The organism is Streptococcus pseudopneumoniae, assembly GCF_001072315.1.
Taxonomy (GTDB): Bacteria; Bacillota; Bacilli; order Lactobacillales; family Streptococcaceae; genus Streptococcus; species Streptococcus pseudopneumoniae_R.
Genome location: NZ_JVLI01000032.1, coordinates 1 through 11,164, shown reverse-complemented (window position 1 = coordinate 11,164; position 11,164 = coordinate 1). Strand labels below are relative to the sequence as shown.

Annotated in this window: 12 protein-coding genes; 10 read left to right on the top strand and 2 right to left on the bottom strand. The window is 39.6% G+C overall.

The genetic code is table 11. From position 1 onward, the window contains the following. Positions 1-107 precede the first annotated feature (107 nt). The gene (locus tag ADH54_RS01565) at positions 108-1,118 is read right to left on the bottom strand and encodes a YeiH family protein (RefSeq protein ID WP_049523707.1); all 1,011 of its coding nucleotides are present in this window, start codon (positions 1,116-1,118) and stop codon (positions 108-110) included. A 479-nt stretch (positions 1,119-1,597) separates the two neighbouring features. Here ADH54_RS01565 and ADH54_RS01560 point away from each other — a divergent pair, with 479 nt between their 5' ends. The 5 genes from ADH54_RS01560 (at position 1,598) to ADH54_RS11740 (ending at position 5,025) form a co-directional block, all read left to right on the top strand. Then, the gene (locus ADH54_RS01560) at positions 1,598-2,767 is read left to right on the top strand and encodes a pyridoxal phosphate-dependent aminotransferase (protein ID WP_049523705.1); all 1,170 of its coding nucleotides are present in this window, start codon (positions 1,598-1,600) and stop codon (positions 2,765-2,767) included. After that, complete coding sequence (recO, locus tag ADH54_RS01555; protein WP_049523703.1) at positions 2,764-3,534, top strand: DNA repair protein RecO; 771 nt, start codon at positions 2,764-2,766, stop codon at positions 3,532-3,534. Before ADH54_RS01560 ends, recO begins: the two co-directional genes overlap by 4 nt. Then, on the top strand, positions 3,531-4,523 hold the full coding sequence (plsX, locus tag ADH54_RS01550; protein ID WP_049523702.1) for a phosphate acyltransferase PlsX: 993 nt from the start codon (positions 3,531-3,533) through the stop codon (positions 4,521-4,523). Before recO ends, plsX begins: the two co-directional genes overlap by 4 nt. A gap of 5 nt (positions 4,524-4,528) precedes the next feature. Then, on the top strand, positions 4,529-4,762 hold the full coding sequence (locus ADH54_RS01545; RefSeq protein WP_049523700.1) for an acyl carrier protein: 234 nt from the start codon (positions 4,529-4,531) through the stop codon (positions 4,760-4,762). Between the two features lie 107 nt (positions 4,763-4,869). After that, positions 4,870-5,025: a hypothetical protein gene (locus ADH54_RS11740; RefSeq protein WP_239682646.1), complete on the top strand. Its 156-nt coding sequence runs from the start codon at positions 4,870-4,872 to the stop codon at positions 5,023-5,025. Between the two features lie 82 nt (positions 5,026-5,107). Here ADH54_RS11740 and ADH54_RS01540 read toward each other — a convergent pair whose 3' ends face one another. After that, positions 5,108-5,983, bottom strand: a complete 876-nt coding sequence (locus ADH54_RS01540; protein ID WP_049523698.1) for a helix-turn-helix domain-containing protein — start codon at positions 5,981-5,983, stop codon at positions 5,108-5,110. A 351-nt stretch (positions 5,984-6,334) separates the two neighbouring features. On the opposite strand from ADH54_RS01540, the gene ADH54_RS01535 reads away from it, so the two are divergent. From ADH54_RS01535 to ADH54_RS01515, 5 genes are all read left to right on the top strand, one after another. Continuing rightward, positions 6,335-7,186, top strand: a complete 852-nt coding sequence (locus tag ADH54_RS01535) for a C40 family peptidase (protein ID WP_239682645.1) — start codon at positions 6,335-6,337, stop codon at positions 7,184-7,186. A 111-nt stretch (positions 7,187-7,297) separates the two neighbouring features. Next, a complete protein-coding gene (locus tag ADH54_RS01530; protein WP_049523694.1) occupies positions 7,298-8,467 on the top strand; it encodes an N-acetylmuramoyl-L-alanine amidase family protein in 1,170 nt (389 codons plus the stop codon). Between the two features lie 152 nt (positions 8,468-8,619). Next, complete coding sequence (locus ADH54_RS01525) at positions 8,620-8,766, top strand: smi_0057.1 family bacteriocin-like peptide (RefSeq protein ID WP_000425303.1); 147 nt, start codon at positions 8,620-8,622, stop codon at positions 8,764-8,766. A gap of 447 nt (positions 8,767-9,213) precedes the next feature. After that, complete coding sequence (locus tag ADH54_RS01520; RefSeq protein WP_239682644.1) at positions 9,214-10,146, top strand: GHKL domain-containing protein; 933 nt, start codon at positions 9,214-9,216, stop codon at positions 10,144-10,146. Further along, positions 10,143-10,874, top strand: a complete 732-nt coding sequence (locus ADH54_RS01515) for a response regulator transcription factor (RefSeq protein ID WP_049523690.1) — start codon at positions 10,143-10,145, stop codon at positions 10,872-10,874. The genes ADH54_RS01520 and ADH54_RS01515 overlap by 4 nt, the downstream gene beginning before the upstream one ends. Positions 10,875-11,164 lie beyond the last annotated feature (290 nt).

Sequence of the window (11,164 nt, the reverse complement as noted above, 5' to 3'; positions counted from 1 at the left end):
GTCAGCTCAAAACACTGTTTTGAGGTTGTGGATAGAACTGACGAAGTCAGTAACCATACCTACAGCAAGGCGACGTTGACGTGGTTTGAAGAGATTTTCGAAGAGTATTAGAAAATGCCGATAAGGGTCTGCATACCAAGACTAGTGAGGATGATGGCAATCCAGCAGATGGCTCCGAGAACAATGGATTTTCCGCTGGATTTGACCATAGCTACCAGATTGGTTTTGAGCCCGATAGCACTCATGGCCATGACAATAAGGAATTTAGAGAGTTGTTTGAGTGGGGTAAAGAAACTACTGGACACACCAAGAGAGGTCAGTAGGGTGGTTAGGAGAGATGCAAGGATAAAGTAAAGGATAAAAAGTGGGAAGACTTTTTTCAGTTGCAGGCCTTGCTTATTTTTTTGCTCGCGGCTTTGCCAGTAGGAGAGAAAGAGAGTGATGGGGATAATAGCTAGAGTACGTGTGAGTTTGACAATGGTTGCGGATTCGAGGGTATTGGTCTGGTAGAGACTGTCCCAGGCGCTAGCTGTGGCTGTTACAGAGGAAGTATCATTGACCGCAGTTCCTGCAAAGAGGGCGAAGCCTTCATTGGATAGATGAAGCCAGGTACCTAGCGTTGGAAAGATGAGCGCAGCCAAGACATTGAAGAAAAAGATAACGGAGATGGCTTGGGCTACTTCCTTTTCCTTGGCATGGATAACGGGCGCTGTCGCCGCAATGGCAGAACCACCACAGATAGAAGAACCTACTCCAATCAAGGTAGCCAGTTTTGTGTCCAGTGCAAAGAAATGCTGGAAGAGGTAGGCAACAATCAAGGCTATTGAAATGGTGGAAAGGATGACAGGGAGGGAAGATTGCCCAACTGCGAAGACTTGAGAGATATTGAGACCAAAACCAAGCAAGATAACGGCATACTGGAGCAATTTCTTGGAACTAAAGGTCAATCCAGCATCCAGTTGTTTATAGGGCGAGAGAAAGGGATGTAGGAGCATACCAATAAAAATCGCAAAAACAGGTGCGCCAATAACAGGGAAGAATCCTCCTAAGTACCAAGATAGGATGGAAATGAGAAGGCAGGCCAAGATGCCTGCTCCATTTTTTGATAGAAATGACATAAAAACCTCCAAATAGAATCTGTTACCATTATAGACCTGTAAAGAGGAAAAGTAAAATAGAAAGTGGAGCTAACAATTATTTGACAAGTAGTGCTAATTATGTAATAATAATCTTACAAGAACTGTAACGAAGTCTTGGCAAAAACAAAAATACCAGAGCTCCACCTCTGGTATTTCTTTTTGTCCAGTTACATTAAAACTAAACTCAGGTTATATTTTTTTGTCGCGCTTATCTAACCACTTTCTGACTATCCACTCAGAAATGACATTACCGGTAATAGTAATCAGTAATGGTGCTAGAATAACTGTAACGAAGATCAGCAAAAACTCACCTCCAAACTAAGTTCGTTAGTGTAGTTGCGACAAATCCATTTTAACACACTTCAATTTGTTATGCTAGCGTTATTCTCTAATGTATTTTTGCGGTCGAGGGGCTTTTGTAGTATAATAGAGATACGTTTTGAAAGTAGGAGGTATCTATGGACTTAACTAAGCGCTTTAATAAACAGTTAGATAAGATTCAAGTTTCCTTGATTCGTCAGTTTGACCAGGCTATTTCAGAGATTCCTGGGGTTTTGCGTTTGACCTTGGGGGAACCTGATTTTACAACGCCAGATCATGTCAAGGAGGCGGCCAAGCGGGCGATTGACCAGAACCAATCCTACTATACAGGGATGAGTGGTCTGCTGACTTTACGTCAGGCAGCCAGTGACTTTGTTAAGGAAAAGTACCAACTGGACTATGCTCCTGAAAATGAAATCTTGGTTACAATTGGGGCGACAGAGGCATTGTCTGCTACTTTGACAGCTATTTTGGAAGAGGGAGACAAGGTGCTCTTGCCAGCTCCTGCCTATCCAGGTTATGAACCGATTGTCAATCTGGTTGGGGCAGAGGTTGTCGAGATTGACACAACTGAAAATGGGTTTGTCTTGACTCCTGAGATGTTGGAAAAGGCCATTTTGGAGCAAGGTGATAAGCTCAAGGCGGTTATTCTCAACTATCCAGCTAATCCGACAGGGATTACCTATAGTCGGGAGCAGTTGGAAGCCTTGGCAGCTGTTTTGCGTAAGTATGAGATTTTCGTTGTCTGTGATGAGGTTTACTCAGAATTGACCTACACAGGGGAAGCCCATGTGTCTCTAGGAACGATGTTGAGAGGTCAGGCTATTATCATCAATGGTTTGTCTAAATCGCATGCTATGACAGGTTGGCGTTTGGGTCTGATTTTTGCTCCTGCGGTCTTCACAGCCCAATTGATCAAGAGTCATCAGTACTTGGTCACTGCCGCAAATACCATGGCGCAACATGCTGCGGTGGCAGCCTTGACGGCTGGTAAAAATGATGCGGAACCTATGAAGAAGGAATACATCCAGCGTCGGGACTATATTATCGAGAAAATGACTGCTCTTGGTTTTGAGATTATCAAACCAGACGGTGCCTTCTATATCTTTGCTAAGATTCCAGCGGGCTACAATCAAGATTCCTTTGCTTTTCTGAAGGATTTTGCTCAGAAGCAGGCCGTTGCCTTTATCCCTGGAGCTGCCTTTGGGCGTTACGGAGAAGGCTATGTGCGTCTGTCTTATGCAGCCAGTATGGAGACGATCAAAGAAGCCATGAAACGACTTGAGGAGTATATGAGAGAAGCATGATTCAGTCTATCACGAGTCAAGGCTTGGTGCTCTACAATCGCAATTTTCGTGAGGATGATAAGCTCGTCAAAATCTTTACAGAGCAGGCTGGTAAGCGGATGTTTTTCGTCAAACATGCTGGGCAGTCTAAGCTGGCGCCGGTTATTCAGCCCTTGGTGCTGGCACGATTTCTCTTACGAATCAATGATGACGGGCTCAGTTACATTGAGGACTATCATGAGGTGATGACTTTTCCCAAGATTAATAGTGACCTCTTTGTCATGGCCTATGCGACCTATGTGGCAGCTCTTGCAGATGCTAGTTTGCAGGACAATCAGCAGGATGCTCCCTTGTTTGCTTTTTTGCAAAAGACTTTGGAGTTGATGGAAGCTGGCTTGGATTATCAGGTTTTGACTAATATTTTTGAAATTCAAATCTTGACTCGATTTGGGATCAGCCTCAATTTTAATGAGTGTGTCTTTTGCCATCGGATCGGTCAGGCTTTTGACTTTTCTTTCAAATATGGAGCCTGCCTCTGTCCAGAGCATTATCATGAGGATGAGAGACGTTGTCATCTCAATCCCAATATCCCTTATTTGCTCAATCAGTTTCAAGCCATTGATTTTGAGACCTTGGAGACCATTTCGCTCAATCCTGAAATCAAGCAAGAGCTACGCCAATTTATGGATCAACTCTACGAAGAGTACGTTGGGATTCACCTAAAATCAAAGAAATTTATTGATTCCCTAGCAGACTGGGGACAATTACTAAAAGAGGAAAAGAAATGAAAAAAATCGCAGTAGATGCCATGGGGGGCGATTATGCACCTCAGGCCATCGTTGAGGGTGTCAATCAAGCCCTAGCTGACTTTTCAGATATTGAGGTTCAACTCTACGGAGATGAAGCTAAAATCAAGCAATATCTGACAGCGACAGAGCGCGTCAGCATTATCCATACGGATGAGAAGATTGATTCGGACGATGAACCTACGAGAGCTATTCGGAAGAAGAAAAACGCCAGTATGGTCTTGGCGGCCAAGGCTGTCAAAGAGGGTGAAGCAGATGCTGTCCTATCGGCTGGGAATACAGGTGCTTTACTAGCAGCAGGATTTTTCATCGTGGGTCGTATCAAGAATATCGATCGTCCTGGACTTATGTCAACCTTGCCGACTGTAGATGGGAGAGGTTTTGACATGCTAGACCTCGGTGCTAATGCGGAAAATACAGCCCAGCACCTCCATCAATATGCGGTTCTAGGTTCCTTCTATGCTAAAAATGTTCGTGGCATTGCGCAACCACGCGTTGGCTTGCTCAATAACGGAACAGAGAGTAGTAAGGGCGACCCGCTTCGTAAGGAAACTTATGAATTACTGGCGGCTGATGAAAGTTTGAACTTTATCGGAAACGTGGAAGCACGTGATTTGATGAATGGCGTTGCGGATGTTGTCGTGGCAGATGGTTTCACGGGAAACGCTGTGCTCAAATCCATTGAAGGAACAGCTATGGGAATCATGGGTTTGCTCAAGACAGCTATTACAGGTGGTGGTCTTCGAGCGAAACTAGGCGCCCTCCTTCTCAAGGATAGCCTCAGAGGTTTGAAAAAACAGCTCAACTATTCAGATGTTGGTGGAGCGGTCTTGTTTGGTGTCAAGGCACCTGTTGTCAAGATTCATGGCTCAAGCGATGCCAAGGCTGTTTATAGTACGATTCGCCAGATTCGTACCATGCTAGAAACAGACGTAGTTGCCCAGACTGCGCGTGAATTTTCAGGAGAATAAAAGAGATGACAGAAAAAGAAATTTTTGACCGTATTGTGACCATTATCCAAGAGCGACAGGGAGAGGACTTTGTAGTGACCGAAGCTTTGAGTCTAAAAGATGATTTGGATGCTGACTCAGTTGACTTGATGGAGTTTATCTTGACGCTGGAAGATGAATTTAATATCGAAATCAGTGATGAGGAAATTGACCAACTCCAAAGTGTAGGAGATGTGGTTAAGATTATTCAAGCAAAATAGAAATCGGAGTTCCAAGGCATTTGCTTTGGAATTTTTTATTATGTGACTATTAGTCCGTCTCGCTCCGTTAGGTGCGAGACAAAAAAACACCCGCTATGCGGGTGGTCATGATTCTTGTTTATGCAGTTCAATCTGGTGAAATTCTTGAAATGAAACGATTGCCAACAGGAATTTCAGATTATCTTAATAAAGAAATTGATGGTTTCTACGGTCAAACTGTTAAAATCGATAGTAAGACAGGAAATGTTTCTGTTGTGAAATAAACTATCAGACAGACTAAAACGAAAAAAGCGAACAACTTTGTCTACTAGGAAGTCATGTTCGCTTTTATTCATAAAATAATAGTTACCATTTGCCCTCTGTTTCAAAAAAATCTGCTTGATAATAATCACTAACTTCTCTTTTCATTTCCCGCAGTAATCGACTTTCATTTGTTGATTCGAGTAAGGATAATCCTTTATTAATCATAGCATGATTTTCATTAACGATTCCCAGACGTACTTGAGCTACACCTAATAAATCGTATCGTTTCAATATTTTTGCTAAATCAAGACATTCTTGAATTAAGCATAGACAGTCATCTTTCTTCCCTGCTTCAAGGTACATTCGGGTCATATTGGCTAGAATGGAGTAATAAATACTTTGAATTGGACGATAATCTGTGTATTTATTTAGAGATTTTACAAGTCTTTGACGTAGCATTTCTAGTGAATCAACAGGGAAATGGAAAATGATCATCACTAACAACCGTAAATCTGAGAGAAACCACTGATCTCTTTTTTCCAATTCTTTCCATAACTCTTCAGCTAAAGCTTGGGCTTTTTCGGAAAACTGATTTTCAATCACTTCTATAAAAATGGTTAATTCTTTCACAGCATGTTCTATTGGGATATCATTCTGCACTTCATCTAGATAAATTTGACATTTTGATAGCAGTGTCTTCATTTCTTTTAGACTAGGTGAAGAAATGACTTGATAGTATTCTGAAAATAATTTCTTACGAGAATCCATTTGGTAATGTTGACAAATATAATGAAATTCATCGAAACACATATCAATTTGTCTCAACAACAACTCCATAGTGTCATACCTAGGAGTGGAATGATTATTTTCAAACTTAGACAAGTTAGAATGAGTAATGTAGTCACCACAGATCTCATTTTGTGTAATCCCTTTTGATTTACGAATGTATTTATAAACTGAACCAATATCCCATCGCATATTTTCACCTCCCTAAAATGTTCCAAAAGTAGAAGTTTTAAGAAAATACTTATTTTTAGTATATCATAAGGGTGTGAGTTAATCAATGATTATGAAAGGAAGGTATTGAAGACTATGAAAAGGCTTACTAATTTTACTTACGTTTTACCAATTTTTATATCTTTTTTAACTTGGTTTTTGGGAAATTAAACAAGAAAGAGGGTGAGATGATGTCTGTAATCTCAATCAAAGTAATGTCACATAAAAAATACATAGAATTGTTGTACTCTTAACCATTATTAGAAGCTATTTATAATGTTAATTGTATTAGTAGTTCCAATAAACATTAATTTAAAAGAAAGGATTTTTATGATGAAAAAATATCTTTATTCTAGTTTGTTAGTTCTTGCAGGAGGCGTTCTCCTAGCAAATACTACGGTAGCCTATGCTGATTCCCCATCAGCAAGTGAGAAAGAAGCGATTGCTCAATTAGTTAATCAAGGCAAGATAAAAGCTGAAGAAGCTAATCAAGTAAAATTGATTGGTTTTGAAGATAAAGAAACTCAAGCAGAGGGCAATCAAGAGAAGAAAGCTTTCAATCAATATCGTGATCCTAAAGGAACATGGATGCAAACCAATGGTAAATGGTGGTTTAAATACGGTTCAGGTGGGTATGCTAAAAATTGGGAACAATTAGATGGCAAGTGGTACTATTTTGATGACCAAGGATGGATGAAAGAAAATACTTGGATGCAACCTGATGGCAATTATTACTACTTATCTGCTAGTGGTGCTATGGTCACTGGTTATCAACGTGTGAATGGTACACCATACTTCTTTAGAGCAAGTGGTGTATGGATAGAAAATCGTGGACAGGCACTTGGTGAATACGCAAAGACATTTGTAGGGAAAGTCCCATATGATTGGGGTGGGACAGATTTGAATAGTGGCGTAGATTGCTCAGGATTTACGATGGCCATTCATGCTAAGTTCGATATTAGTATCCCTAGAGTAACCTATGATCAAGCAACAGGAGGAAGTTATGTAAGTAATGGTTCTCAACAAGCTGGAGATTTGATTTTGTATAATGGTGAAGGGACAAATGACCATGTAGGTATTTATGTTGGTGGTGGAAATGTAGTTCATGCTCCACGTCCAGGTCAATATGTTTCTTATATGAATCAATATGGAATGGATCAAAATACAATTCGTAGATATTGGTAATATTGTCTAATTTTTCACAATATTATTGACTTTGACAATGAAAAGTATTAGAATATAGCTAAATAAAGAGGGAAGTCCTCTTATAGCTATTCAATAAAGGAGGAAATGGCTATGAAAAAATCTAAACTACTCACTCTTGGTCTGCTTGTAGGTGCTGGTCTGCTTTTGTCTATCAACCAAGCACAGGCTGCAGATACTTGGGTTAAAAATGGTGCTGACTGGAATCTTTCTCAAGATGGCAGTCTAGCTAAGGATAAATGGGTACAAAATGCTGGCTCATGGTATCACTTTGACAGCACTGGTAAAATGCAGACAGGCTGGCTCAAAGACGGCAATACTTGGTATTCTCTAGCAGATAGTGGAGCTATGCGCACTGGCTGGTACAAGGAAGGTAACACATGGTACTCACTAGCTAATAGTGGTGCCATGCGTACAGGTTGGTACAAAGAAGGATCTACTTGGTACTACCTAAAAGGCAGTGGTGCTATGGCAACAGGATGGGCGACTGCAAATGGTAAATGGTCTTACTTTGAAAAATCAGGTGCTATGGTCGCAGATAGAGCTGTTCCAGCCAGTGATGGGGAAAGTTATGTCATTGGTAAGGATGGCTATCTAGCAAATAGAAAAGATGCTGGATACAATATTCATGATATTGTCAAACTTGGAGATGGGCAAGAATATTTGCTAAATGCTAAAGGTGACGATGTTATTATTGAAAAAAATACTTGGTATATCAAACCTGAGTTCAAGAAGTTTTCCGACAAATATGGGGATGTGGTTTCAAATACAACCTTAGCTTTAGTGGATAATAAAGAAGAAGGACAAAAAATTGATTCTAAGGCGGTTGTACAGAACTTCCAAAACTTACCAAATCGTTACTACTTTGATGAAAATGGACATCGTGTGGTTAATATCCCAGCAATGACAACCTATTCAGAGATTAGAAAAGTTGGCAATGATGTCTATTTAGAAAATCCAGGTGCACGACTTCGTCTTGGAGCTACCCGCTTTACAATCAATAACAATAAATTATACTATTTAGAAAATGAGCAAGGTAAGCTCAAAACAGGTTACTTTGTATTAATTGATGATGGTATGGCTACAACCCACTATCACATCCTAGCCTATGCGGATCAATCTGGTGAAATTCTTAAGATGAAACGCTTGCCATCAGGAGTTTCAGATTATCTGGATAAAGAAATCGATGGTTTATACGGTGAAAAAATTAAGATTGAATCTCCACACTCAAACGAATATTATAAAGTGGTCGTGGTTAAATAAAAATAACATCTTCACAACTAATCGTTAACGCTCTAACCAATATACCATTTTCAGGAGGCTTTAGATTTCTTGCATTTTAAAAGGAAACTAAAGCCTTTTGTAGATGGAGTAGGGGATAGAGTTATCTATAAAATAATGAAAAGGAGTCTGTCATGGAAATGAAAAACACATTTGTAGAATTGGAACAATTTGAAGAATTAACTCCAGAGGTTTTGGAGGAAGTGAATGGTGGAGGGATTTTTGAAGATACCGTAAAATGGTGCGATAAATTATTTAGTACGGGTAGACACTTTGCTTAAATTAACAGTATTCGTTAGAGATTAGATTTATTTATGATTATTTTAGAATTCTTAGTTTCTGTGCTATATATACTGTTGGTAGTCGTTTCAACCATAGTGCCTACTATTTATTTGGGCGCTCAAATTTCCCCAGAATTTTATAAAAAACGTTATTGGATACTTATATTTTTAATTAGTTTATCTGCTCGTCAAACATTTGGAGAATTATTCCATATAGGAATCATTCTCTTCTTTTACTGTGTTTTTTTATTAGAATTGCATAAAAGAAAAGGGGAAGCTTTTTTTCTTTCTCTGTATCTTTTTCTCTTCTTTCAGAGTATTCGTTATTTATTTTTGACAATTTGGATTCGTGTGTTATCTGGTGAGCCTTGTTGTTTTGTAGATTCGTTTTCTACCTTATATAGATCTGTATTTGATTTATTATCAATATTTCTATGTTGTAAAATAATGAAGCGTTGGTCTTTGGATTTGGATTTATTCTTTTCAGATGCTTTCACAACCCACTATCATAAGAGTTTTTTCATTATCCTACCTCTGACTGGATTTAGGATATTCTCTTCGTTTATGACCAATAGAAATAGTTCTTTCTACGTTCGTTTTGACACGACCATTTCTCTCCTGATTTTCATTCTCTTTTTCTCTTGGCTCTTTTATATCAAGCATTTGGAGCAGGTTTATCGTGATGAGCAGACCATTCAGAGACAGGAAGATGAAAATCGTTCCTTGCAAGGAATGGTGGATAAGCTAGGTCATCTCTATGATGAGGTTCGAGGTTTCCGTCATGATTTTGCAGGGATTGTCGCCAGTATGGAGCCTGCTATAGCTAATCAAGATATGGCTGAGGTGTCTACCATTTATCAAGATGTCTTTCTAAAGACCAATGAAAAGCTGAGAAAGGCGGACTACACGGCCTTTAATCTTCATAATATTCATGATATAGCCATTCGCAATACCTTGGCAAAAGCCATGATTGTGGCAGATAATCAGGGAATTCATTTTAGTTTGGAGACGGTGGGGGTTGTCGAAGAGCTGGCATTGCCGATGTTGGAGGCTATCCGTATCCTCTCTATCCTCACGACAAATGCCTTAGAGGCAGCCAGTGAGTCTGAAAATCCGCAGATTCGGGTTGCTTTGTTGGCAGGTGATAGGAGTGTCCGTTTTATCATTGAAAATACTCGTAAGAAAGAAGAACTGAATCCTAGCATTCTCAGTCAAAAGGGTTACTCTACCAAGGGTAACCACAGTGGACTGGGCTTAGCAACCTTGGAGGATATGGTTTTTCATTATGATTTAAACTTAGATACCCAGCTAGGAGAGACGACCTTTAGACAAGACTTAGAATTGCCATTTAAGGATGAGAAACGAGGGGGAGAGGAATGAGAATTTTAGTTTTGGAAGACGATAAAGTCCAGCAAGGACGGATAGAGCAGACTTTACTAGATATTGGTCGCTCTCGCAATTTAAGATTGGAAATTGATATTGCCAAAAACTATGGAGATGTTGAAAAGTATTCTCAGTATTTTGACAATTACCAGCTCTATTTATTGGATTTAGAGATTGATGGAGAGCGTGAACGGGGCTTTCAGGTTGCTCAACAGGTTCGGGAGCGAGATCCCTTTACAAGCATTGTCTTTGTGTCCACACACTCGGAGGTCTTGCCTCTAGCTTTTCGCTACCACTTATCTGCCTTGGATTTTATTTCCAAGGATCAGCCAGAGGCGGACTACTGTCATCAGCTGGAGCGCTGTCTGGACTATGTACTGGCAGTGGACAAGAGGGAAAATATGCGTCTCTTCACCTATAGTTTTGAGGGAAGACAGGGCTTTACTCTGCCCTACCATGAGATTTTAGCCTTTGAAACCTCAGTGGAATCCCATCGTATCAAGGTCTACTATGCCAATCATTCTATCAAGACCATTTATGGCAGTCTTAAGGATATAGCTGCCAAGGCTGAAAAAGATTACTTTGTCTATGCCAATCGCAATACGTTGGTCAGTTTACAGGCCATTGAAGAGATGACTGCGACAGAAGTGACCCTGTTAGAAGGCTTGCACTTCCCCGTATCACGAACAGCCAGAAGAACACTAAAAAAACACCTTAATGTCTAATATCTGTTAGATTTGAATGAAGTTATCAATAAGAATGTCGGAAAATTTTCTGATATTCTTATTTTTTTGACTTCTTTTTCGAATAGATAAGTAAGAGGAAAAGGAAAGGAGTTTGCTTCATGTATCTACCAATTTTCTATTCATGGTATATTAAATTATTTTTGAAATAAAATTTAATTTAGTTGTACATTTTCGAAATTTTTTTCGAATAGATAAGTGAGAAGAAGAGGAAAGGAGCCTAGTTCATGTATCTACCAATTTTCTATTCATGGTACATTAAATTATTTTTG

Excerpts from the sequence above, each read along its gene's own strand:
- plsX (WP_049523702.1), top strand. The coding sequence starts at position 3,531 with ATGAAAAAAATCGCAGTAGATGCCATGGGGGGCGATTATGCACCTCAG.
- ADH54_RS01520 (WP_239682644.1), top strand. The coding sequence starts at position 9,214 with ATGAAGCGTTGGTCTTTGGATTTGGATTTATTCTTTTCAGATGCTTTC.
- ADH54_RS01565 (WP_049523707.1), bottom strand. The coding sequence starts at position 1,118 with ATGTCATTTCTATCAAAAAATGGAGCAGGCATCTTGGCCTGCCTTCTC.
- ADH54_RS01535 (WP_239682645.1), top strand. The coding sequence starts at position 6,335 with ATGAAAAAATATCTTTATTCTAGTTTGTTAGTTCTTGCAGGAGGCGTT.
- ADH54_RS01560 (WP_049523705.1), top strand. The coding sequence starts at position 1,598 with ATGGACTTAACTAAGCGCTTTAATAAACAGTTAGATAAGATTCAAGTT.
- ADH54_RS01545 (WP_049523700.1), top strand. The coding sequence starts at position 4,529 with ATGACAGAAAAAGAAATTTTTGACCGTATTGTGACCATTATCCAAGAG.
- ADH54_RS01515 (WP_049523690.1), top strand. The coding sequence starts at position 10,143 with ATGAGAATTTTAGTTTTGGAAGACGATAAAGTCCAGCAAGGACGGATA.
- ADH54_RS01540 (WP_049523698.1), bottom strand. The coding sequence starts at position 5,983 with ATGCGATGGGATATTGGTTCAGTTTATAAATACATTCGTAAATCAAAA.
- ADH54_RS01530 (WP_049523694.1), top strand. The coding sequence starts at position 7,298 with ATGAAAAAATCTAAACTACTCACTCTTGGTCTGCTTGTAGGTGCTGGT.
- ADH54_RS01525 (WP_000425303.1), top strand. The coding sequence starts at position 8,620 with ATGGAAATGAAAAACACATTTGTAGAATTGGAACAATTTGAAGAATTA.
- recO (WP_049523703.1), top strand. The coding sequence starts at position 2,764 with ATGATTCAGTCTATCACGAGTCAAGGCTTGGTGCTCTACAATCGCAAT.
- ADH54_RS11740 (WP_239682646.1), top strand. The coding sequence starts at position 4,870 with ATGATTCTTGTTTATGCAGTTCAATCTGGTGAAATTCTTGAAATGAAA.